The organism is Mammaliicoccus sp. D-M19, assembly GCF_022386695.1.
GTDB lineage: Bacteria > Bacillota > Bacilli > Staphylococcales > Staphylococcaceae > Mammaliicoccus > Mammaliicoccus sciuri.
Genome location: NZ_JAJNHW010000008.1, coordinates 89,684 through 115,127, shown reverse-complemented (window position 1 = coordinate 115,127; position 25,444 = coordinate 89,684). Strand labels below are relative to the sequence as shown.

Below are 25,444 nucleotides of genomic sequence, written 5' to 3'. Positions count from 1 at the left end.
TCAATCATTCCGTAAACTTGATTAATAGTTGGGAATGGTTATTTTTTTGTAATAATTTAATGCTCATAGCACAAATTAAAGAGTATTTAATATAATTTGTTTAAAGTACAAGAAGCGGGTGATTAATAATGAAAGTGGTTCATACTAATGACATCAATAAACAAGTACTCATCGATTTGTTTATTGATAACTGGGGAGATGATGAAATGGTTGTCTCTTCAGGAACTTATCAATTATCAGATTTACCAGGATTTGTTGCGTTCGATGAAGCGGAAATAATCGGTGTGATTACATATATAATAAGAAATGATCAAATAGAAATTATTTCATTGGATAGTTTTAGAGAGAATGTAGGAATAGGAAGTCAATTGTTGAAAAAGTTAGAAGAAATATCTGAGGAAAAGGATATAACAAAAATTACAGTCATAACAACAAATGATAACTTAAATGCTTTGAAGTTCTATCAAAAAAGAGGATATAGCATCATAAAAGTCATATCAAATGCAGTAGAAAAAGCAAGAAAGCAAAAACCATCCATTCCACTATTAGCAGAAAATGGGATTCCAATTCGAGATGAAATAGTGTTGGAGAAATATTTGTAGAGAATTGAAAAGTCTAGAACAATGATGTCCTAGACTCTTCCCTACGCCTCTATGATATATCTATATATTTCGTCTTTTACAGGTGATTCCATAGATAATGTCATTGTGACGATATTTTGTTGTTTAGCATTTGGCATGATTGTTTGTTCTGCCGAATCTTTAATGTAATGTGCTTTTCCCAGGTAATAAAATTCTTTTCCGTCTGCCACGTCTTCTTTCTTTACAAAGATATACATGTCTATATTATTTTCTTGATGTGCTAAGATTTTTTGGACTTCTTTTGATTCTAATGTACGATTACTTCTTGTAAACCATTTGAGTTCATCAGGGCTTAGGAATTCATCTTCGTACTTTGTATTATCACTAATATCATCTTGTTTATGATATGTAATGAAAATTGGTAAAGTATTATTTCCGAATTTATAGCCGTTAATTGTTCCGGACTCATCAGATTTCCAGTTTAGTAATTTAACGAAGTCTTTTCTTGTATATTTGTTATATAGTAGTAGGCCGTTTTGGCTACCGTGATGTACCATATTATTGTATTTAGCTAATTCGATAATGTCATCAACGTATGTTTTGAACTCTGTTTTTTCTAGTGCTGCTGAAAATGTATCGGTCAGTCTAACCTCATCATCGATTATGTTGATAATAGGATTACCATACGTTTTGTTTATTGTAACGCTAAAGAAACGATGGTCTAAAATTTTCAAGGTTGTCTGAATGTCATCGTTTGTAACGTTTGAATCAATTTGTTGTGCGATTGGTAGTAGCTCATGTATTTTATGAGGTCTTCTAATAATAGCTTCTAAAATTGTATAATCAACGTTTTTTAAGCCTGGTGCTATTTCTCGAGACAAGAACGTTAAGTTGAGACTTTCATTCTTAGTTAAAGTATCTTCAATTTTCTTAAATCTGACTAGAAATTCATGATAGTTATTATAGGTACTGTCACTAGAATATATCACGCTAGGATCTATAGAGTTCTGTCTAATGAAATCCATTAAAAATGGCGTTCGACCAATTCTTTGTTCAACTTCATTAAAAGCCTGTTTAATGTGAGCTGCTGAACTCAAGTTGACTTGTTTCAGTGAATCATATATTTGTTTCTTAGCTACTTCTTCAAAGTTGATAGTAGAAACACCTGTTAATGCAGTATTATCCGCTATAAATCTTCTGTAATTATCTTTATTTTGTGATTGGTCACCAGATAATGCGACTGGAATGAGGTAGTTTTTCTTATAGTTACCTATGAAATCAATAACCGTTAAATATTCTTTGTTTTCCGCTTTTCTTAATCCTCTACCAAGCTGTTGAATAAAGATAATACTTGATTCTGTCTCTCTTAACATGACAATCTGATTTACAGGTGCGATATCAATACCTTCGTTAAATAAGTTAACGGTAATAATGTAATTGATTTCTCCTGATTTTAGTTGTTCGATTGCTTCTTGTCGTTTATCCATGTTGTCTTCACCAGTCAATGCAAGTGAAGGTACGTTAAGAGCAGTTAATTTATTAGCGAGCTCCCATGCTTCATCTTTTCTACTTACGAAAATAAGTCCTTTAAGCGTATCACCAGAATAACCATAGTATTGTGTCTTTTCTAGAATATGTTTAACTCTTTCATCAGAAGTTAAATCCGCTAAACTACTGTAATCATCTGTAGATTGACCATTAAGCACATAGTCTGTGACACCAAAATAATGGAAGGGACAGAGTATTTCACTTTCCAGCGCTTTTTGTAATCTAATTTCATAAGCAATGTTGTAATCGAACATTTCAAATATATTTAAATTATCGGTTCTTTCAGGTGTTGCGGTCATCCCAAGTAAAAACTCAGGTGTAAAGTAATTGAATACCTTTTGATATGATGAGGCAGCAGAGCGATGCGCTTCATCGTAAACGATATAATCAAAGTATTTTTCATCAAACTGCCTAAAAACATCTTCTTTAGATAATGTTTGAATCGTTGCAAATAAATATTTAGAATTAGTATTCTTTTGTTTCCCTGTTAATAAGCCAAAGTCCTCATCTTGTGCTAATGGCAGTACTTTTTTAAATTCTTGAATGGCTCTTTTTAAAATACCTTCATTATGAACAATAAATAGAAATTGATTAGGGTTGTAACTTCTCACATCTAATGCAGAGAGAATTGTTTTCCCTGTACCAGTAGCTGAAATAATCAGTGCTTTATCTTTATGCTCTTTTCTGAGTTCAGCTAATGAGTGTAAAGCTTCTTTTTGCATAATGTTTGGTTCGATTCTAACAGCTTCATCAATATTTTTCTGAATTTCATTTTGTTGCTCAGTAATACGATATGCTTCTTTTAAATTACGCGCATCATATGTCTTCTCATAATCTTGAATCCATTCATCAGAAAGAGGCGTACTATTATGCCATAGTTCATCAAATTGAGCCTTAACATTATAAACAAGATCGCCGTTCTTTTGCGTAGAAAGTAAGATATTATGTTCGTAGTTTACTTTTAAAGCATTAGAAGTTAAATTAGAGCTTCCGACAATCATGGATGAATAATGTTCATGATCAAATACATAACCTTTAGCGTGAAATCCACTAACACCAGTTAATTTTACATCTACATTTTTAAGCTTTAATAATTCTTTATACATTTTAGGCGTGTTGAATCCTAAATAATTCGAAGTAATAATTTTACCTCGAACACCTTTTTTGTCTAAATCATATAGATGAGATTTTAAACTTGCTAATCCACCTTCTGTGATAAAAGCGACTGAAATCGTGAATGTCTTACATTTATGCAGTTCATTAATAATAGTTGAAAGTACATTTTCTTCATTATTATTAACCAATAATTTCGGCATGAAATTACCTTTATGTGAAATTGTACGATCTATAAACCCTTTGTGTAGCGACTGATTAAAGTCTTCTAATAAATTGTTCATATTTATACCTCATCTACAATGATTTTGACAGCAGGTATATCGGCCGGTGCCCATTCTAAAGTTTCAAGATCTTTAACATCAAGCCATTGAATACTTTTATGTTCAGTAAGTGTAGGCATTTTTTCTTTCAATTTACATTTATATGTATGAAGGTTAACTATTCCAAAGTCATATTCATAAGAAGTAGAAGTAACTTTATCACCAACTTCAAGATCACATAACATTTCTTCACTGATCTCTCGTTTTAAAGCTTCTATTTCAGATTCACCTTTTTCTATTTTACCGCCAGGGAATTCCCACATAAGAGGTAAACTCATATTTTCATTTCTTTGTGCACAAAGTACCTTATCATCATTAAAGATAATTGCACCTACAACTTCGATTTGTTTTTTCAAAATATTACCTCCAAAAATTATGATATTTGTCTATATTTTATCAAAAATTGTTCTCAAGGTTAATAAAATGTAAAATTACGATCCATAAAAATTCAACTTTAGATAATTTCCAGTGATTTATTATATGAAAACTAAGAATATGATATATTCTTAATAATTAATGACATTTGTAATGTTTACTAAAGGCGGTTATGTTTTGAAGAAGCAAAGATTAAAGTTGAGTACGCTTGTGATTATTGTGGTTTGTATTGTGGTGTTATTTTCTTTATTAATTACGTGTTTATTAATCAGTAATACGATTAAGGATACGATTCATAGTACGACAAAGGAGAAGGCAGAGGTTATTGGTAACGCGATTGCTGGTTCTGAGGTTGTGCAGAAGTCTTTGGCTGAGGGTAGTGATGATCGTAAGATTCAAGATTATACGTCTAAGATTCAAAAAACAACGGACGTGAGTTTTATTGTTGTGATGGATATGAATGGAATTAGAAAGTCTCACCCGAATGAGAAATTGATTGGTAAGCATTTTAAAGGTGGCGATGAAGGGGATGTCTTACATGGTAAGGCTGGTTCGTCTATTGCGAAAGGTACGCTTGGTTTAACGATGCGTGCTTTCACGCCTATTTATGCTGATGGTAAACAAGTGGGTGCGGTATCGGTTGGTGTGCCAATGCAGACGGTGTATGAAGCTTTAGCAGATGGTAATAAGAAAATTATGATTGGATCTGTAATTGGTTTAATTGTAGGTGCTATTGGCGCGTATTTATTATCGATTTATATTAAGCGTATTTTGTTAGGACTTGAACCTTCACATATCGCGAAAATTCTAGGTGAACGTAATACGATGTTACAGTCTGTTCATGAAGGGATTGTGGCAGTGGATAAAGATGGCAAAATTAATTTGGTTAATAAGTCTGCAATGGATATTTTTAAGAAAGCAGGTCTTAAAGGAGATCCTATAGGTATGCCAATTAATGATTATATGGCTTCGACGCAATTACCTAAGATTGTTGAGCTTGGAAAGCCTGAACTTGATAAAGAACAAGATATTAACGGCGTGAAGATATTGGTTAATAGAGTACCGTTAATTGTGAATAATGAAATAGTGGGTGCGATATCAACGTTTAGGGATAAGACGGAAGTGCATAAATTATCGGAGCAGTTAGTAGGTGTTCGGACTTATGCAGATACCTTAAGAGCACAATCGCATGAATTTAGTAATAGATTGCATGTAATTTCTGGTATGTTGCAGATGGAACATTACGATGATTTAAAACAGTACATACGCGAAATTGTAGAACTTGGTAGTCAAGAAAGTGGAGATATCACATCGAAGGTTAAAGATGCAGCATTAGCTGGTTTCTTAATTGGTAAGCTTAGTCTGGCACGCGAACAACAAATCAAGCTTTCTATAGTTAATCATGCTACGATACCAGAACCGAAAGATTCACATGTTACGCATGAAGTGATTACAATTATCGGTAATTTAATTGATAATAGTATAGACTCATTAGTATCATCATCACTTAAAAAGAAAACAATTGACGTACATTTAAACTATAAACAGGATCAGTTAATGATAGATGTAATAGATTCAGGTGTAGGACTCAATCATGAACTAGATGAACATATATTTGAAAAAGGCTTTTCTTCTAAAGGAGAGAATAGAGGATATGGTTTGCACCTTGTTCAACAAAGTGTTGAAAAGCTTGATGGTCAAATATCAATTAATGCGCATGAAGCAGGAAATGTACAGTTCTCAGTTGTTATAAACTATCCGAAAAAGGACGAAGATAAATGTTAAATATACTTATAGTTGAAGATGACCCAATGGTTGCGCAAATCAATCGTCAATTTATAGAAAAAATAGATCCTGAAGCGTTAGTTGATTTTGCACAGAATGTAACAGAAGCAATGGAAGTCATTCAGTCAAAGACGATCGATTTATTATTGTTAGATATATACATGCCAGAAGAAAATGGCTTAACTTTTTTGAAATATGTAAGAGAGCAAGGTTATCAAGTAGATGCGATATTGATAACAGCTGCTACAGATGCTGAAGATATTCAGACGGCGTTCAGATATGGTGCGGTAGATTATTTAATTAAACCATTTGAATTTGAAAGATTTAAGAAGTCTTTACTTAAATACAAACAAGGACAGACTTTCTTTAAAGGTAATCATCAAATTAAACAAGCAGATATTGACGCAGAGTTCTTGAATAAACAAGTTGTTACAGATGATTCAGAATTGAAATTACCAAAAGGCGTCACAAAAGAAACGTTACAAAGCATCATTGAGAAGATGAATGACTTTGAAGATCATGCATTTTCAACAGATGATATTTCTAAAGCAGTTAATATTTCAAGAGTATCTGTAAGAAAGTATTTAAAATTCTTAACAGATATTGAAGTACTGGAAGAGTCTTTAACATATGGTATTGGCCGACCGATCTACTTCTATAAGTTAAACAAAGACAACTTAAAATATTTACAAGGATATATGTCATGATATATCTCAATAAAAAACCAAACGATTCAGTTCGTTTGGTTTTTTTAATTACAAAAAGATAATTAAAATTTCATAAGCTATAATTTTTGGTTGCGTTTTCATAAAATGAGTTTATATCAATTAAGGGGGATAAAAATGAATACGAAGACCAATTTGGAAGCGGTTACCGAGAATGAGTTACCCATCCAAAATAATATAAAAAGCTTATGGGAAAAATTGATGAAAGCTAAAGTTGGTGTATTGCCATTACCGTTATACATTGTCTTAGCTGCAATTATATTAACAGCATCTATATATAATACGTTACCAGCAGATATGATTGGTGGATTTGCTGTCATTATGATTTTAGGAATGTTGCTCGGTGATTTAGGGCAGAGAATTCCTATATTAAAAGAAATAGGTGGTCCGGCTATATTAGCATTGCTTGTACCTTCTATTTTAGTGTTTTTAAACGTGATTAATACATCTTCAATGGAAGCCGTTACGACTTTGATGAAGACGTCTAATTTCTTGTATTTCTATATTTCTTGTTTAGTAGTCGGCAGTATTTTAGGAATGAATAGGAAAGTATTAATTCAAGGTTTCACACGCATGTTTGTACCTTTAATAGTGGGTACAGTCTTAGCTGTCTTAGCAGGTATGTTAGTTGGATTATTGTTTGGATATGATTTACAACATACTTTCTTCTATATCGTTGTTCCAATTATAGGTGGTGGTATTGGTGAAGGGATACTTCCATTATCTATTGCGTATTCATCTATTTTAGGTGGATCAGCAGAATCATTCGTATCTCAAATGATCCCAGCAGCTGTTATTGGGAATATCTTCGCAGTTGTCAGTGCAGGACTTATGATGCGTTTAGGAGAAAAGAAAAAGCATCTTTCAGGAAATGGGAAGTTAGTAAAATCTGAAGATGGTAATGAAGTTCCTGAAGAAAAAGAGAAAGTCATTGATTTCTCATTAATGGGTGCAGGGTTACTCATTGCTTGTACATTCTTTATTGTTGGTACACTTGGTCAGAAATTCATTGGTGTCCCAGGACCGGTTATTATGATTTTATTTGCGACATTAATTAAATGTCTTAAAGTGATGCCACACAAAATGGAAGACGGTGCGCATAATTTATACAAATTTATTTCAACAAGTTTAACTTGGCCGTTAATGGTCGGTCTCGGTATGCTTTATATTCCATTAGAAGATGTTGTGAAAATTGTGACACCAGCCTACGTTATCGTATGTGCTTCAGTTGTATTCATCATGATGTTATCAGGATATTTCGTAGGAAAATTAATGAAGATGTATCCCGTTGATGCAGCAATCGTAACAGGTTGTCATAGTGGATTAGGTGGAACAGGAGATGTTGCGATATTATCAGCATCTAAACGTATGGCATTAATGCCGTTTGCACAAGTGGCTACTAGAATCGGTGGTGTATCTACCGTAATCTTAGCATCACTTTTATTAAAATTATTAAGCTAAATATAAATAAATAAGGAGTAAATAAAAATGACTGAAAGTAATGAATACGGAGAATCTATAAATTTACATCAAGAACGCGCAGGTAAAATTGAAATCACGAGCAAAGTAGATGTGACTTCAGAAGAAGATTTAAGTGTTGTCTATACACCAGGTGTTTCTGCAGTATGTAGAGCAATTGCTGAAGATGAAACAAAAGTAAATACTTTAACTGCTAGAGGTAACATGATTGCAGTTATTACAGACGGAACAGCCGTACTTGGTTTAGGTGATATCGGTCCGAAAGCAGCCATTCCTGTTATGGAAGGTAAGAGTATTCTCTTTAAAAAACTTGCGAATGTTGATGCTTTTCCAATTTCATTAGACACGAAAGATACTGAAGAAATCATATCAATTATTAAAGCGTTACAACCTAATTTTTCAGGTATCAATTTAGAAGATATTTCAGCACCTCGTTGCTTTGAAATAGAGAAGCGTTTAATAGAAGAATTAGATATACCTGTATTTCATGATGATCAACATGGAACAGCAATTGTCGTACTTGCAGCACTAATCAATGCACTTAAAGTTGTAGATAAAACGGATAAAGATGTCAAAATCATTATAAATGGTGCAGGTTCAGCAGGCATTGCGATTGCGAAATTATTGTTAGAAGCAGGTTGTCAAAATATCACCCTCGTTAGTCTAGAAGGGGTCTTAAATAAATCAGAAGAATGGTTGAATGATGCACAAAGAGATATTGTAGAATATACAAATTTTGATAATGTACAAGGTACTCTAGAAGATGTCATTAAGGATGCAGATGTATTTATTGGCGTATCAGGTCCAAAAGCATTATCAAAAGAACATGTTCAATCCATGAACAACGATCCAATTATCTTTGCATTAGCGAATCCAACACCAGAAATTTATCCAGAAGAAGCGTATGAAGCGGGTGCAGCAATCGTTGGAACAGGTCGTTCAGACTATCCAAATCAAATTAATAATCTGTTAGCATTCCCTGGTATATTTAGAGGTGTATTAGATGCCAAGACACAACATATCACAACTGAAATGAAAATAGCTGCAGCAAAAGCCATAGCAGCAACGATTCATAAAGACGAACTCAATGCAAATTATGTCATTCCAAATTCATTAGAAAAAAGAGTCGTCAATCAAGTAGCAGCATCAGTCCAACAATGCGTAGAAAATAAAACAGAAATTTTGGTGTAAGATATATTTAGAAATAGTTTAAAAAGAATAGAGGAATCTATTCTTTTTTTATTTTAGGTTACTATAGAAAGTCATTTTGATATGAATTACAATACATTTATAAACTTTTTTATGAAAATTATAGTTCGGAGGAAGGAATTTGAAACAGATATTTTCGGGAATGATATTAGTATTACTACTTTTAATCGTTGGTGTATTTGGTTTCATCGCGTATCAATTTATTGCTGGTGATAATCGTATTGAATTTTCTAGTAATCAACAAACAGCTGATAAAGAACCGAGTAGTGAAGAAAGTAATGACAAAGAATCAAGTGATGATTCTGAGGAACCAGAAGGCGATCCTCCAAGCATCGATGTCCAAACGACTCAATTTAGCCAAGATTTTATGAATTCTGATGTAAGAAGGGGATTTTATGGAGTAGGTATTGGATTGTCGCGAGATGCCATTGAAAAGAAATTCGGGAAGTCAGATGGACGTATAGAAGTTGGGCAATCTCATGCTGAAAAATATGGCAATGTAGCCGTAAGATATAATAGTAAAGATAAAGCAGAACATATATACGTAGCACCGACAAATGTAACAGTAGAAGCATTTAAATCCGTTCACGGAACACCGACTATAGAAAATAGCGATGGGTTAGTTTATGATGATAATCCAAACAATTCCTTCTCAATATTAATAACGACAAAGAATGGTAAAGTAACAGCCATTGAAAATGCCAATCAAATACAAAGATAATATAATGCCAGCTATGATGATGTAGCTGGTATTTTTATATGTTATAAGAAATGCCTCTAAATGAATATATTACACCTTTATGGTAAAATTTATATTTAAAAGGGGGGATGGTTTTATGAGTAGAGTAAAGTTTTTGAAAGATTATAGAGATAGTCATCTAGACCAGTTCAAGGCAATTAGTGAATATTTATTTTATCATCCAGAATTAAAGTTTAAAGAATTTCAATCTGCAGAATATCTCATGAAACAATGTGAAGAATTGGATTTTAAAGTTGAAGGTAATGTAGCAGAAATTGAGACAGCTTTTGTTGCTTCATATGGATCAGGTAAGCCAGTCATTGCAATTTTAGGAGAATATGATGCACTACCAGGTTTATATCAGACACCAAACTCAGCTTCGAAAAATGACGAAGGGAATGAGGTTGGTCATGGATGCGGTCATAACTTATTAGGTACAGGATCACTTATGGCGGCAGCTATGGTTAAAGCTTATATGGAAGAACATCAACTAGAAGGTACGGTAAGATACTATGGTTGTCCGGGTGAAGAAATTGGTTCTGGTAAGACATTTATGGTTAGAGATGGTGCTTTTGATGATGTTGATTTTGCATTATGTTGGCATCCGTCACCTTCTAACAGCGTGATGAATTTGTCATCACTCGCCAATTACTTAGTGAATTTTCATTATAAAGGTATTTCATCACATGCTGCTAATAGCCCTCATCTTGGTAGAAGTGCCTTAGATGCTGTCGAGTTAATGAATGTTGGTGCCAATTATTTGAGAGAGCATGTTACAGAAGATGTGAGATACCATTATGCATTACACGATGTAGGTAGTTCATCTCCAAGTGTTGTACAAGACTCAGCAACAGTACAATATTTGATTCGTGCCAAGACAATTGATACAGTTCATGATGTCTATGAGCGTATTAAGAAAATTGCACAAGGTGCTGCTTTAATGACTGAAACTGAAGTAGAAATCGACTTTGTTAAAGGATGCTCAAATTATATTCCGAATACACAAATAGGCGCTCAATTACATCACTCATTAAATGAAATTTATGAGTATCAAGCGAGTCGTGATGATGAACAATTTGCAAAAGAAATTTTTAATTCATTAACAGACAATGAACGAAAAAATAAATTAACAAGTTTAGTAGGGTTTGGATTTTTAGATGATGAAGAGGCTTTAGAAGGTAAATATATATACGATAAAGTCAGTCTATATAAAGAGACAGATCATATATTATCAGGCTCTACCGATGTATCTGATGTAAGTTGGGTAGTACCAACTGGCCAAGTGTCATGTGCGACCTCAGCTATCGGAACACCATTACATACATGGCAAATGACAAGCCAAGGATTATCAAACTTAGCAGTACAAGGCACAAGTAACGCTGCTATGACAATGGCACATACAGCAATAGAACTATTAGATAACCCAAATTTAAGATCACAAGTACAACAAGAATTTAAACAATTCCGTAGTAAAAATGAATATACAAATCCAATACCAAAAGGCGTATTACCTAGGTAATAATTGGAGGATGAGTTTAGTGTCAGTGGAAAGGTGAATAGGGGAAGAGAAAGTCGAAATCATGGCTTAAGTAATGAGTAAAGCCAAGAGATGGTCCAAGTCATGGCTTAAGTCCTGAGTAAAGCCAAGAGATCGCCGAAGTCATGGCTTAAGTCCTGAATAAAGCCAAGAGATCGCCGAAGTCATGGCTTAAGTCCTGAATAAAGCCAAGAGATAGTCGAAGTCATGGCTTAAGTCCTGAATAAAGCCAAGAGATAGTCGAAGTCATGGCTTAAGTCCTGAGTAAAGCCAAGAGATAGTCGAAGTCATGGCTTAAGTCCTGAGTAAAGCCAAGTGATGGTCCAAGTCATGGCTTAAGTATTGAATAAAGCCAAGAGATAGTCCAAGTCATGGCTTAAGTCCTGAGTAAAGCCAAGAGATAGTCGAAGTTATACCTTCCCCTCATACAAACCCAACATTCAATTAATCTCTCCATCCTACATACGACAAAAAAGCATGGCCAATTTTTAATGGTCATGCTTTTTCAATATTCTATTGTTATTTACTTTGATAGTGTTTTACGATTTCGTATAATACGTTAATACCATTAAATATATCATTTTCTACGACATCAAATTTTGGATGGTGATGGTTATAATCATGATTGCTTCCGATATTCATATAGATTGCATCTTTTTTACGGCTCATCACTCTGTCTATAAAATAAGTAGCATCTTCACTTCCACTAGGTGTGGATTCTTCTTGAATAATATTTAATGATGGCAACTTATCTTTTAATAATTGATAAACTGTTTGTTCCATATCTTCGGATGGCTTAATACTAATGGCTTCACCGACTTTTGTCATTGTAATTGTGACACCAAACATTGCTTCAACGCCAGCCTTAATTTCTTCTACACGTTTCATCATAAATTGATTCACGTCGTTATTTTCTCCTCTTACTTCCAATTGTAGAAATGCTTCATCTGCAATAACATTTCTGCCGCTACCTGCTTGAAGTGTACCAACATTTACACGAGATGCACCTTTTTCATGACGTTCGATTGCATATACTTGTTGAACAAATGTTGCTGCAGCGAGTAGGGCATTGCGACCATCTTGAGGTTGTGCTCCTGCATGACTTGAAACACCGTTTATTTGAACATCTAATTTAGTAGAAGCTAAGAATCCTTTTACGGATGTGATAATTTCATTAGATTGAGCATTTAATCCGATATGTGCGCCAACAAAGTAGTCGACATCATCTACGACACCTTGTTCTACCATAGATCTAGCACCTCGAACACCTTCTTCTGCAGGTTGGAAAATGAGCTTAAGTTTCCCTTTTAGTTCAGATTCATGTTCTTTTAAAAGTTCTGCAAGGCCAATACCGATAGTTGTATGAACATCATGTCCACATGCATGCATAAAGCCTTTGTTTGTAGAAAGGAATCCATTGGCTTGAGGATAATGATCGCTATCCTTATTTTCTGTAATTGGTAAAGCGTCCATATCAAATCTAAGTGCAAATATTGGACCAGGAACTTGTGTATCTAATGTTGCAACGATTCCTGTATATCCATCTCTAAAATGCGGAAGTTCTTCGTCGAGTTGATCTAATTTTTCAATATGTGAATTAAATTCATTTTCAGTAGGATACCCCATTAAATAATCTTTGTTCATCACTTCTTGCCCACTTTTAATGTCATATCCAAAAGAATCAAGATAGTTCTTAACGATATTTGCAGTTCGAATTTCTAAAAATCCTACTTCAGGAAAAGCATGTAAATTACGTCTAAGTTTGATTAACTTTTGTTTAAAATCTTCGTCAAAATTCATGAATATCACTCCTTACAAATGTCTTGTTACGCCAGGACCTAAAGGTAATCCTGTTAAATAGAAAATCGTTAATAAAATAATCCAAGTAATAATAAATGCAACCGTATAAGGTATCATTAATGAAATAAGCGTACCTATACCAGCCTTTTTATCGTACTTATTTAAGAAAGCTATAATGACGACAAAATATGGATTCAAAGGTGTAACAATATTAAATGATGAATCAGCTACACGATAAGCTGCTTGAGTAAAACCTGGATGAATACCAAGTTGCATAAACATCGGAACAAACACGGGTGCTTCTAATGCCCATTTAGCTGAACCAGATGTGATTAATAAGTTGAGACATGCTGTAAATAAGATATATAACAAGATTAATGGTAGTCCTGTTAAATGAATACTTTTCAAGAAATCAGCGCCATTTACAGCAATCCAAGTAGCCATATTAGACCATTGGAAGAAACTGATGAATTGTGATGCAGCAAATATGAGCACAATGTATCCTGACATGTCATTAACAGCTTGCGTCATAAATTTTCCTACATCATGTGTGCTTTTAATCTTTTGATCAACAATACCAAACGTTGTGCCGACTACAAGGAAGAAACCAAGTATGACAGGTACAATTCCTGCTAAAAATGGAGATTCAAGTATGTCGCCTTTTTCACCTAATAAAGGACTGTTTGGTATTAATAAACCAACAACAAATATAAGTATATAAATTGCAGCTGCAATTAAAGCGTAAATGAAAGCTTTTTTGGCAGTAGGTGAGTCTTCATGTTCATCTAAATCTTCAATATGTCCATTATATTCACCTAAGCGTGGTTCTATAATTTTAGTCGTCACTTGTGCACCTACAAAGGTTAATAAAACTGTAGAAATAATATTAAAATACCAGTTTGCTACTGGAGATACGACCATATCAGGATCAATAATCTTTGCAGATTCAGTACTGATACCAGCAAGTAATGCATCTGTACCTACAACTAATAAGTTAGCGGTAAATCCTGCACCAGCCGCAGCGAACCCTGCAGCTAAACCAGCTACCGGATGTCTCCCTAATTTATAGAATACCATAGCTGCTAATGGAGGAATTAAAATCGTTGCAGCATCAGAAGCAATATTACCCATAATCCCAATAAACACGACTGCATATGTAATTAAAGCTGGTGGCGCATTGACAATGGTTTTTTGAATAATGTATTCTAAAAAGCCAACTTTTTCTGCCAAGCCAACACCAATCATCATGGATATAACGAGACCTAAAGGTGCAAATCCAGTGAAGTTCGTGATAAGGTTAGTGAAAATGTATTCAATACCTTCATTTGAAAATAAATTTTTTACATCAAGTGCTTTATCCGCACCAGGAGGTTTAACAGTTGCATCAAACAAACTAAAAATAAATGATAATACCATAACGAAAATAGCTAAGTATAAAAATATAAAAAATGGATGTGGCAATTTGTTACCGATTGTTTCAATTCCGTCTAAAAATCTATTAGACTTTTGCTCTTTTGTTGTCATATTACATCACTCCTTCAGGTGATTATATCATTACAAAGAATAAAAGTTCTAAATATTTAGACAATTTAATAAAAAATTTTTTTGATAGCTTAAACAATCGTCATACTAATGAGGACATGTTATGGATTTAGAGGAATATGCGTGGAATGAACATGAAAGGGAGCTTAAGAAAGCTCATAAAGTTGAAATACCTTCTAAATATAAAGTGAAAATTCAAGATGATATTGAGAAAAGAATAACCTTAGAGACATTGTTAGAAGAACTGACTCAGAAAGAACTTGTCGAGTGGGCGATTACAAATGCGAAGAGATTTATTGATGATATAGATATAGGCAATGATGAAGACAAACAGACAATTATTTCAGAAACAGAACACAAATTACAACTTAGAAAAGAAGGGCAAATGAGTGCTTATGAACTTAGACAAGCTGGATTTTTAGCGAATAAATTATCACAAAGATCAATAACAGAACAAAGTAAATTTGCAGCACGTGTATACGCACAAGCAATCGCAACAGGACATATGAGAGGACATGCAATTGTATCGTCAGATTATGCTATTAAAGTGATGAATATAATATCTAACAATGATTTAAAGTTAGTGACTGAGGAAAGAAATAAACAAATCCATATAGCGAAAGATATCATGGAAAGATGAGTATTGTTTGAGTTGAGGGTTTAGTAAAGCCAAGAGATCGCTGAAGTCATGGCTTAACGTCTGAATAAAGCCAAGAGATAGTCGAAGTCGTGGCTTAAAACCTGAATAAAGCCAAGAGATCACTGAAGTCATGGCTTAACGTCTGAATAAAGCCAAGAGATAGTTAAAGTCATGGCTTAAGTGATGAGTAAAGCCAAGAGATCGCTGAAGTCATGGCTTAAGTACTGAATAAAGCCAAGAGATAGTTAAAGTCATGGCTTAAGTGATGAGTAAAGCCAAGAGATAGTTAAAGTCATGGCTTAAGTGATGAGTAAAGCCAAGAGATCACTGAAGTCATGGCTTAAGTGATGAGTAAAGCCAAGAGATCACTGAAGTCATTGCTTAAGTACTGAATAAAGCCAAGAGATAGTCGAAGTCATGGCTTAACGTCTGAATAAAGCCAAGAGATAGTCGAAGTCGTGGCTTACCCTCATATAACCCCAATATTCAATTGATTTCTCCATCCTAAATACGACAAAAAGCAGGATCATTTATTGATGACCCTGCTTTTTCAATATTCTATCGTTATTTACTTTGATAGTGTTTAACGATTTCGTACAATACGCTAATACTATTAAACATATCATTTCCTACTCTTGATTAATAAATACATAAAGAATGGTGAACCGATGAGTGCAGTAAAGATTCCTGCTGGGATTTCTTTTGGTAAGAAGAGTGTTCTACCGATTAAATCACTTAATAATAGTATGATGGCGCCGATTATGGCACTATAAAATATTCGATTTCTAAATTGATGTGCACCGAGTTTCAGTGCGATGTGTGGTGCGATTAATCCGACAAACTGTATACCGCCTACATAACTCATGGATATACCAATTAGGATACTCATTGATATTAATGCAATGACAGATATGTGTTGATAAGGATTGCCTAATGCTAATGATAAATTTCTACCTAAGTAATGAATATCAAATGAACGTGCATAATATGTCAGGATGACCATGACGATAAATAAGATGCTTCCTACAATCATGACTTGTTGATATTCTGCTTGATGAACGGAACCTGTAATCCAAATTTGAGCTTGGGCACTTCGTTTATTTGAAGTTAATATTAAGAACATTACAATTGCTTGGCAAAGTATGTTAAAGCTTATACCAATTAATATGAGACGATCGCGTTTGTAACTTTTTCGCATGGCTAAATAATATAATAATGAAGTAACAATTATCGCACCAAGCATTGAAAAGATAGGCTGATAAGCTATTGGTAATAATAAAGCTTCGGTACTTGTTGTTAACACAATAAGAAATACTAATGAACCAACATTAGCACCTTGTGATATACCAATCACATCAGGTGATGCTAATGGATTCTTCGTAATAAATTGTAAGACACATCCTGCAATGCCAAGTGCTGCACCCGTTACAATTGCTAATAAGACTCTCGGCAGTCTTAAAGTATTAATGACTAAGTTTGTATAAGGATCTCCAAGTTTAAATAGGCCACTTAATACATTTTGAGGTGCGATAAAGCTATCACCTAACATGAGTGTGAGTAAAGTCGTTAACATGAGCATGATGATAAGTATGATAAATTTCTTCATTCTGTTAACTCCTTACGATTAAGAATTAAATAAATGAATATTGGTGCACCAATAAGTGCTGTTGTAATACCGACTGGCAGTTCTCTCGGCATTAATAAATATCTGCTTAAAATGTCGCTTAATAATAGAAGGCAACCACCTAGAACACCTGATAAAGGTATGACGATGAAATGATTATGAGATTTACATAACAATTTCGCAACATGAGGTGTAATCAGTCCAATAAAGGCAATTGGACCAGCTAATGCGACGGCTGATCCACTTAACAGGACAACAGCAATCATCGTGAATACTTTAATGGATAATATTTTTGCACCGAGTCCTTTTAATGCATCATCACTTAGCATATAAAGATTAAGCGGCTTGGCCATATAAATAGATATGATTAAACCAACGATAATAAATGGCCATATGTACATTAAAATAGTGGTATGTTTATTCGCTACTGAACCATTTAGCCAATATATTAATTCTTCTATAGCTGATTCGTTATAGATGAGTAGACCTTGTGTGATGGCCATACAAAAAGCACTAATACTTGCTCCGAATAAAGTTAATTCCATCGCATTGAATGGCTTAAATGGTAATGTAGTGGCTAATATAATTAAAGTTGCAATGATGACGGTACCAATAAAAGCCATAATGGTTTGTTGAAATACACCGTTCATACCAAACGCAACAGTCGTAATCACAACCATTAAACTAGCACCACTATTAACACCCATAATGCCAGGACTTGCGAAGGGGTTTCGTGTAATGGTTTGGATCATCACACCACTAATACCCATTAAAACACCGACAACCCCGCCCAAAATTGCGCGAGGTAGTCTTAATTGTGTCAGTACACGTTGATCTTTAATTGTTTCTCCATGGATATAATGTTGCCATATATCTGAAAAGGTAAAATGTTTATAGCCAAGCATCATGCTTAAAATGAATAGCACGACAAAAATACCTGAAAATAGGAGAAATAACCAAAGATATTTATTTTTCATTCAATTTATCCTTTAAATCATCAATCATCATATTGGCAGATAATACACCACCTGAAGTGTTCCAAACAGCATCATCTACTTTATAAACATGACCTTTTTTAGATGCATTTAATTCTTTAAAGGCTGGATCGTTTACCCATTCTTTTTCTAATGCTGAAACTTTCTTATCATCTTCTTGGAAAGTAAAGTAGAAGATGTAATCTCCATCCATTGCTTTAATACGTTCTTTTGTAACACCTTTTTCTGCAAAGTCGTTCTTATCTTGACCTTTAGGACGTTTAATACCAAGTTCGTCTAAGATGACACCTGAGAATGTATCTTTATGATAAATTCTTACATCACCTGGCATAAAGCGAACCATTGATACTTCTGAGTTTGCTTTATCTCCAATCTCTTCTTTTGCTTTTTTAACGTGATTATCGTAATTCTTTAAGACTTCATTCCCTTTATCTTCTTTATTTACAGCTTTCGCGTATAATTTAAAGTTGTTTTTCCAGTCGCCACGTAGTTCTTTAGAGAATACAGTAGGTGCAATTTCAGAAAGTTTCTTGTATTGTGCTTCTTGTCTGAATTTATTACCGATAATTAAATCTGGTTTAAGTTTCGCAATTTTTTCTAAGTTGATTTCACTTTCTCCACCCACAGGTTCAATGTCTTTATATTTCTTCTCTAAATGTTTATACCATGGATCGCCAGCATATGAATTAGCAGCACCAACAGGTTTAACGCCCATTGAAACAAGTGCTTCTGTACCTTCATTTGTTAATACAACAACACGTTTAGGATTGTTAGGTACTTTAGTCGTTCCCATGGCATGTTTCACTTCATGTGTATCTTTGTTTGAAGATGCCTCTTGTTTATTACCACAAGCTGCTAGCATTACAACAAGTACTACTATAACTGATAAAAGCTTTCTCATTTCTTTAACCTCTTTCTTAAGTTGAATTATGATAATGATTTTCATTTTCAATTATAAAATATTACCTTTTTTTGTCAATATATTTTTAGAATATGCTTTCAAATTAAACAAAGTATCTTTAAATATACTGAATAAGCGGCAATTCATGAGATAAAAATTGTAAATGGCTAATGTCATATCCGTAACTTCCAGCTAATTTAAATACAACCCAGTCACCGGTTTGTATACTTTCAATATCATAGGGAAGACCAAATACATCATTTGGTGTACATAGTTTCCCAGCTAATACGACGGTATCATTGGTAATGGACTTCATTCTGTTAGAACTAGTATGTGAATGAATAATTTCAAATGGTTGATGATGTTGCCACGCTTTTGGAAATCTAAAATGATTTGTGCCACCGTTTAATAAGACGAATGTTTGATCATGCATGGATTTAATATCGTAAACATTAGCGGCATAATAACCTATAGGACCTGTAATAAAACGTCCAAGTTCAAAAGTTAAGCGTGGTAGATGATGGATACGTGTTGCAAAATAATCAAAATCAAAACATGTTTGACAATCGTAGTCGATACCTATACCACCACCTACATTAATCGCATATTCTTCCGGTAAATGTGATTGATATTGATGCGTAAATTCAAGCGCACTTTCAATGAATGTGACGTGAGCATCTTCGTCCAAATTATTGCTCATTGCATGAAAGTGGAAACCTGTTAAAAATATTTGATCTGTATCGTGACAGATTTGAATGGCTTCATCTAAATCATTGTAAGGCATACCAAATTGTGTTGGGACACCCGCCATTTTTAATTTAGCTGTTGATTGAATGTTACTTAAATTAATACGAATCATAACTTCGATTGATTGTTGTTTGTCTTGAAGTAATGATTGCAACGTATCTAACTCAAAGAGACTCTCTACTTGAATAGATTTCACATGTGCATCTAAAGCGTATTCTAGATGTTGTTTCGTCTTTACAGGTCCGCCGTAAATGATTGGAATTTCTTTTGAAATAGATCGAACCTTTTCAATTTCTCCAGTAGAAGCGACTTCAAATCCCGAAACAAAAGGTGCGAGTGTTTCTAAGATTTTTATATTAGAGTTGGCTTTCACTGCATAGAAAATATCATGTTTCGTGACAGAGCTGATCCAATTGATGCGCTTCTTTAATTCGGTTAAATCATATATATAATAATCGTGATTACTGTCTGTTAACACTTCTTTAATTCTTTCCATATTGATTCTCCTTATTTATCATAAACATGACACAGATGACCATGATGAGCAGTCCAACAACCATTGTTATATATACAATTTGTAAATTGAACTGTTCAAAGATAAAGCTTAGTAATATACCACCAAGTGGAATGAAACCTTTATCCATCATTGAAATGGATAATACAGATCCTCTATATTTCGCTTCAACAAGCTGTTGGACGAGTATTCGATTGGTCGTTCTAAATGCCTGTGATGCCAAGCCCATTATTAATAAGACAGCTGCATATAAATATGTATCATGTATAAACATTAATAGAATGAGGGTTAACGTAAATATCACTGCCCATCGTTTCAAACTTTTCATCGTATTCATATTTTTAGTGCGCATAAACATGACTAAAATTATAATAGATCCAGCAGCAATCATGGCAGTAAAGAGTGAATAAATCATCGTACGGCTGCCAAATTGTTCATCTACAATGCTAGGTAGAATAATCGTATACGAAAATCCAAAAAGCATCGATAAGACACTGGATAACATGAGCATGACAATAACAGGTTGTTGTCTTAAGTACGACCATATTTTATGACGTGTCTTCTTCTCATGATGGACCTCTGGCAAAGTTTGGTTGAATAATATAACCATTAAACTCCCAATAATAGGTAGGGATAATACAATGTTAGAATTCAGTTGAGCTAATAATATCCCACCTATAAATGGTCCAGTTAGTCTAGCAATATTTAAAATTAAAGCATTTAAACTGATCGCTTTATGAAGCTTGTCTGGTTCTACAAAACTTTGTATAAGTGCATTTCTTTGTATCGTATCAATTGCTTGGAAAAATGAACGTACCATAATAATAGAAAGTATGATGTAGATATTCCATTTTTGCCAAAAAGCATAGACGATACATACTGTGAATAACATATTTGCACAATGGATGATGTACATGAGTTTCGTAGAACTAACAGTATCGATAATTTTGCCGATTATAAAAGCAAATGCTAACTGTGGCATTAACCGTGCAAAATTTATATATGCAATGTAAACAGCACTTCCAGTCATTTGTAACGTTATCCAATTTAATGCGATGATATCTACCCAATCGATTGTTCGAGCTATAAACTGAGAACTGACAAAACGATGATAAGGATTAAACTTTAACTTCATCACTTATGAGAAGTGGGTTGGCTTTTTGGATATAAATATCTTGATCTTTATTAGATACGCGCATCGTTAATAATGCTTTCTCGTTTATAGTCTTTTTGTAAAAGGCTTTGATATCTGCCTCTGTATGTTGAATGTCTTGTGATAATAAATCTTCAAATACGGCTTTAAATATACGGTTAATATGTAGCCATAACATGTTTGAATCATATGCATAATCTTCACTGAAATGATGCACAAGTGTGTTGAGATGATTACTCAATAATGTGTTTTGTACTTTCTCATACATACTTTCAGTCGTTGCATTTGTTAAAGCATTGCTTAGTTCTAACCATTCAGGCACGCGAGAAGCATCTATTCTTAATCCGCCAAAGTCTCGTACATGTAAACGTGTAGGCATACCGTTTATAAATTCAAATGACATATTTTGAAGATGAGCTTCTAAACCAACACCGTATTTCGTCATGAGTGTTAACACAGTTTCAACGAGTAATGAGACATATTGGTCAAACCAAACAATCGGTGTTGCTGTTGCACGAGCAGTTTCAATCATATCGACGTAGATTTTTTGGTGATTTTCATTCAACTCAAACAAACATGTCGCTGTATAAAGTGATGCATGAGCAGGTATATATTGCGTATTATTTTCTCTCAATATGAATGATAAATTACGCTGTTTATCTACTTCGTCATGAATGTAAGTCATTCCGCCATATTCTAATACTGGTAAGCTGATTTCATTAAGACGGTCGTCATTCTTATAAATAAATTTGAAATATTCACCGATATTTTTAGAATTGATAATACTGTTGTTACTAATAGAACGTATTGTTGACGTCATTTGTGAATTTACGGGTAGTTTGATAATCGGTGTTATCGTATCTAAGGGACAAACGGTTCTAAATGATGAAGTACTCTTTACGAGTCCACCAGTATGTTGAAGCGGTATAATATTTTGAGATTTGATCTCTTCTGTATAAACTTTTGGTATGACATGTTCGAATTGAAACGGATGTACAGGTATCAAATCATAATCTTCAGGTATTTCTCCTAAATAACCACTAAAGTCTGCTAAAGTTTTTACCTCAGAAGCTTCTAAATTATTATATAGAAAGCCTTTTTTAACGAATAACCAGTTTAATTTGAATGCATGATTATATTCAGGTGAATATTGCATAACTTCTTTGAAAGACAATCCTAACTTTGTCTTAGCACATGGGTGAATGTTATGCCCAGTAATTACATATTGCTCACTATGTAATAATGGATGGTCGCTTTTAGATGTATAAGAACAATGAATAAAACTAATTGCTTGGTTGATGAGATGATTTTCAATTTCAACATGCAATTTGTGGTAATCGTGATGTTCGTCACTAAAATGATTAAGCCAGTCTATTAATTCAAGTGGATCTTGAACAAAGCGAGTTATTGTATCATCTGTAATTTGTACGCGATGGTTCGCTTTATCATAAGTTACAAATATAGAATCGCTAATATATAAAGTTGTGATTGTTTTAAAGGATTCTACATGATGTATAGGAGGTGTTACTTCTTCATATAAGCATGTTAATAATTTCTTGAATGTTGTATGAATGCTGTCTTGAATACATTGCTCGATGTAGTGTTGTTCGTATTTATCTGTATGTTGATATACCTCATTAGTCCAACTCATTTTATTTGGCCTCCATATATAACGGGTTATTGATATTTGTATATTGGTAATCGTAACCTTCAGCGTATATTCTCATTTTTAATAGTGATTTAATTTTAAAGGTTGGTTGTTCTAAAATATTGATGTCAGGCGCACTATTTACGTGATGATCAGCTATCATATTTCGAATGATTTGATAACCTTTTGTACTGTCATAACCATAAGTAGCCAACACTTGTATAAGTTGGAACAGGTGATTGTATAAGACTGCATGGGAAAATACTGATAACAAATCTTCAAATGAGTCAGTAATCAAGCCTGTTGAATCATCAATATCTATATTTCTTTCATATAATCTCACGCCACCAAAGTCTTTTATATAAATAGAAATAGGCATGCCATCTTTAATGATGACAGTGCTATTTTGCATATGTGCTTCTAAACTAATACCTTCTTCAAGCAATAATCTATAAGTAGCTTCTAATAAATTATGTGTATATTCTGTTAAGAATAATTGAGTTGCAGAATCGAATGACATGTCTTGTGTTTGCATAATTGTTTCAATACATTCAATGAGTATAGGTTTTCTCGTAACAAAGCTATCAGTAATCAGACTGGCACATACTAATTGGTGACTGGCTTTCTGTTCAGGTATAAGGCTTCTTAACATAAAGCTGCATTTATTAGCGTGTGATTGATTGATGTTTAAATAACTGCCTGCTAAATCTTTTTGAATATAGCTATTATCATAACCATTTGAACGATAAATGCGTTCCACAACATCGCTTAGAATAATGCCATTACGGATAGAAGCGGGAGACACATTTCTTACTGCACTTGTCGCTTGTGCATTGACAGCAGTCTTAACGATGCAATTTAATTCTCGCGCTTCTAAAGTTCTAAATGATAATAATGGACTGCTTTCAACAGCTAAATCGTGTAATGGAATCATGAACTGTTGTTCGAAACATGTTTCAAACTGTGGTAACAGAAAATGCTTCAATTGCCATTCATGAATAAACAGTAAAGCATAGTTTTCAAATTTAATGCCATATTCTTTGCAATATGTATCAACTTTCTTTCTAAAAGTCTCTAATGCAGGCGATTGATAGATATTGATTTCATCTATAAAATCTTTATTGCACAATAGAGGAATGACGTTCACCGTTTGTCTAAATTCTGGGGAAAACTTAATAACATCATCTATAGAGAAACCTAATTTCGTCTTAGTCATAGGGTGGAAAGGATGTCCTTCAGTTACACTTTGTTCAAAAAAGACATCCGTTATATTTTCTTGTTCAACAAACTCAAAAATATTTTGATAACTGTGACCATGTTGTTGATGATCGCGTTCAAATTGAATATAGCTCAAAGTGAGATTGCGAATAGAATCTTGAATTTCGTGTACTAAGCGTTCATCATCATAAATGACATCTTGACCAATATCTTCAAAACTTGATAATTGATCAATACGTCGCGTGATTTCACGGTATGCTTTCTGGTATAAAGTTGTTATGTCTTCTTCAGAAAAATCTTGAAAATATTGACGTATTTCTTGTATCTGTTCGTTATATACGATTTCCAAAAAGATCAACTTCCTTTTCAAATAATTTATATAGTGATAATCATTCTCAATTATAGGAGGTTTGAAAGGTTTGTCAATGATAGAAAATAACAATAAATAATTATGATAAATTATATAAAACTATTATTTTAATACTTTAGTTAGTCTGAAAAGGTTGGATTATGATAAGTACAATTGAATGAACTATTGATTTTTTATCATTTCTGTTACTATGAAGAAAAGTATGTGTAAAGGGAAATATCATATATGAGATTGAATATAAGGGGATTTAGCGATGAATAAAGTAAAAACTTTAATGCAAAAAATGGGTCATGTACAAAATAGAATTGTCTGGCTAAATAAACCTAAGATGGAAGAAGCTTTATCTGGATATACTTCCTCAGAAGTTCATTGTATAGAAGCTATTCATAATATAGAAAATCCAAATGTTAAAAAAATATCAGATGACTTATTTATGACACGTGGTGCCATTAGTAAATTAACGAAAAAACTCATTAAGAAAAATGCGATTACGGTATATCAAAAAGATGATAATAAAAAAGAAATATACTTTGATTTAACAACAGAAGGAAACCGAATATATAGTAGTCATTTAGCATTACATGATCAATTTTTGGAAAGATACAAACCATTTTTTGATGATATAACAGAAGAAGAATTTGAAATATTGAATCGATTTTTTGATAAATATAGTGACTACTTAGATCAAGTCATTGAGAAGGAAAAAGATTAAATAGAAGGAAGAAAAGCTGAGATGTCCGTGTCTCAGCTTTTTTGGATTTAAGGATATTGACATCTCATACGGACATTATTCGAAATTCTGTCCGTAACGATGGTTCTAAGGGACACAATTCTAAATTCTGTCCCTAACGGTGGTTCTAAGGGACACAATTCTAAAT

At 33.5% G+C, this 25,444-nt stretch carries 20 protein-coding genes; 9 read left to right on the top strand and 11 right to left on the bottom strand.

Going from position 1 to position 25,444, the window contains the following annotated elements:
* The first annotated feature begins 128 nt into the window (after positions 1-128).
* A complete protein-coding gene (locus LQ675_RS12875) occupies positions 129-602 on the top strand; it encodes a GNAT family N-acetyltransferase (protein WP_048540427.1) in 474 nt (157 codons plus the stop codon).
* Positions 603-643: 41 nt separating this feature from the next.
* Here the strand turns inward: LQ675_RS12875 and LQ675_RS12870 are convergent, their stop codons facing one another.
* Both LQ675_RS12870 and LQ675_RS12865 read right to left on the bottom strand, forming a co-directional pair.
* On the bottom strand, positions 644-3,526 hold the full coding sequence (locus LQ675_RS12870) for a DEAD/DEAH box helicase (RefSeq protein ID WP_207593291.1): 2,883 nt from the start codon (positions 3,524-3,526) through the stop codon (positions 644-646).
* Between the two features lie 2 nt (positions 3,527-3,528).
* Complete coding sequence (locus LQ675_RS12865) at positions 3,529-3,921, bottom strand: (deoxy)nucleoside triphosphate pyrophosphohydrolase (RefSeq protein ID WP_025905399.1); 393 nt, start codon at positions 3,919-3,921, stop codon at positions 3,529-3,531.
* Positions 3,922-4,117: 196 nt separating this feature from the next.
* On the opposite strand from LQ675_RS12865, the gene dcuS reads away from it, so the two are divergent.
* From dcuS to LQ675_RS12835, 6 genes are all read left to right on the top strand, one after another.
* Positions 4,118-5,725 (top strand): DcuS/MalK family sensor histidine kinase, encoded by a 1,608-nt coding sequence (dcuS, locus tag LQ675_RS12860; protein ID WP_239727758.1) that lies wholly within the window; start codon positions 4,118-4,120, stop codon positions 5,723-5,725.
* Positions 5,719-6,432: a response regulator gene (locus LQ675_RS12855; RefSeq protein WP_048540430.1), complete on the top strand. Its 714-nt coding sequence runs from the start codon at positions 5,719-5,721 to the stop codon at positions 6,430-6,432. Before dcuS ends, LQ675_RS12855 begins: the two co-directional genes overlap by 7 nt.
* Before the next feature lie 135 nt (positions 6,433-6,567).
* Complete coding sequence (locus LQ675_RS12850) at positions 6,568-7,911, top strand: 2-hydroxycarboxylate transporter family protein (RefSeq protein WP_107610412.1); 1,344 nt, start codon at positions 6,568-6,570, stop codon at positions 7,909-7,911.
* Positions 7,912-7,938: 27 nt separating this feature from the next.
* Positions 7,939-9,120 carry an NAD(P)-dependent malic enzyme gene (locus LQ675_RS12845; RefSeq protein WP_107610411.1) on the top strand — a complete coding sequence of 394 codons (1,182 nt, stop codon included), beginning with the start codon at positions 7,939-7,941 and terminating at the stop codon, positions 9,118-9,120.
* Between the two features lie 139 nt (positions 9,121-9,259).
* Complete coding sequence (locus LQ675_RS12840) at positions 9,260-9,859, top strand: hypothetical protein (RefSeq protein ID WP_084756153.1); 600 nt, start codon at positions 9,260-9,262, stop codon at positions 9,857-9,859.
* Positions 9,860-9,974: 115 nt separating this feature from the next.
* The gene (locus LQ675_RS12835) at positions 9,975-11,396 is read left to right on the top strand and encodes an amidohydrolase (RefSeq protein WP_107610410.1); all 1,422 of its coding nucleotides are present in this window, start codon (positions 9,975-9,977) and stop codon (positions 11,394-11,396) included.
* A gap of 537 nt (positions 11,397-11,933) precedes the next feature.
* Here the strand turns inward: LQ675_RS12835 and LQ675_RS12830 are convergent.
* Positions 11,934-13,214, bottom strand: coding sequence for an amidohydrolase (locus tag LQ675_RS12830; RefSeq protein ID WP_107610409.1), 1,281 nt, complete (start codon positions 13,212-13,214; stop codon positions 11,934-11,936).
* 12 nt (positions 13,215-13,226) lie between these two features.
* Positions 13,227-14,738 carry an AbgT family transporter gene (locus LQ675_RS12825; RefSeq protein ID WP_107601964.1) on the bottom strand — a complete coding sequence of 504 codons (1,512 nt, stop codon included), beginning with the start codon at positions 14,736-14,738 and terminating at the stop codon, positions 13,227-13,229.
* Positions 14,739-14,859: 121 nt separating this feature from the next.
* Between LQ675_RS12825 and LQ675_RS12820 the strand changes: the two genes are divergently transcribed.
* The gene (locus tag LQ675_RS12820; protein WP_107610408.1) at positions 14,860-15,396 is read left to right on the top strand and encodes a putative immunity protein; all 537 of its coding nucleotides are present in this window, start codon (positions 14,860-14,862) and stop codon (positions 15,394-15,396) included.
* 622 nt (positions 15,397-16,018) lie between these two features.
* Here LQ675_RS12820 and LQ675_RS12815 read toward each other — a convergent pair.
* The 7 genes from LQ675_RS12815 to LQ675_RS12785 all read right to left on the bottom strand — a co-directional run bounded on the left by LQ675_RS12815 (position 16,019) and on the right by LQ675_RS12785 (position 24,545).
* The gene (locus LQ675_RS12815) at positions 16,019-17,002 is read right to left on the bottom strand and encodes a FecCD family ABC transporter permease (protein ID WP_048540438.1); all 984 of its coding nucleotides are present in this window, start codon (positions 17,000-17,002) and stop codon (positions 16,019-16,021) included.
* The gene (locus tag LQ675_RS12810) at positions 16,999-17,997 is read right to left on the bottom strand and encodes a FecCD family ABC transporter permease (RefSeq protein WP_075578286.1); all 999 of its coding nucleotides are present in this window, start codon (positions 17,995-17,997) and stop codon (positions 16,999-17,001) included. Before LQ675_RS12810 ends, LQ675_RS12815 begins: the two co-directional genes overlap by 4 nt.
* Positions 17,987-18,916, bottom strand: a complete 930-nt coding sequence (locus LQ675_RS12805) for an ABC transporter substrate-binding protein (RefSeq protein ID WP_058591938.1) — start codon at positions 18,914-18,916, stop codon at positions 17,987-17,989. Before LQ675_RS12805 ends, LQ675_RS12810 begins: the two co-directional genes overlap by 11 nt.
* A gap of 118 nt (positions 18,917-19,034) precedes the next feature.
* Positions 19,035-20,159: an alanine racemase gene (locus LQ675_RS12800; protein ID WP_048540440.1), complete on the bottom strand. Its 1,125-nt coding sequence runs from the start codon at positions 20,157-20,159 to the stop codon at positions 19,035-19,037.
* Positions 20,146-21,312: an MFS transporter gene (locus LQ675_RS12795; RefSeq protein ID WP_239727760.1), complete on the bottom strand. Its 1,167-nt coding sequence runs from the start codon at positions 21,310-21,312 to the stop codon at positions 20,146-20,148. The genes LQ675_RS12800 and LQ675_RS12795 overlap by 14 nt, the downstream gene beginning before the upstream one ends.
* The gene (locus tag LQ675_RS12790; RefSeq protein WP_075578288.1) at positions 21,296-22,981 is read right to left on the bottom strand and encodes an IucA/IucC family protein; all 1,686 of its coding nucleotides are present in this window, start codon (positions 22,979-22,981) and stop codon (positions 21,296-21,298) included. Before LQ675_RS12790 ends, LQ675_RS12795 begins: the two co-directional genes overlap by 17 nt.
* Before the next feature lies 1 nt (position 22,982).
* The gene (locus LQ675_RS12785) at positions 22,983-24,545 is read right to left on the bottom strand and encodes an IucA/IucC family protein (RefSeq protein WP_239727763.1); all 1,563 of its coding nucleotides are present in this window, start codon (positions 24,543-24,545) and stop codon (positions 22,983-22,985) included.
* Between the two features lie 274 nt (positions 24,546-24,819).
* On the opposite strand from LQ675_RS12785, the gene LQ675_RS12780 reads away from it, so the two are divergent.
* Positions 24,820-25,278: a MarR family transcriptional regulator gene (locus LQ675_RS12780; protein WP_239727770.1), complete on the top strand. Its 459-nt coding sequence runs from the start codon at positions 24,820-24,822 to the stop codon at positions 25,276-25,278.
* The last annotated feature ends 166 nt before the right edge of the window (positions 25,279-25,444 follow it).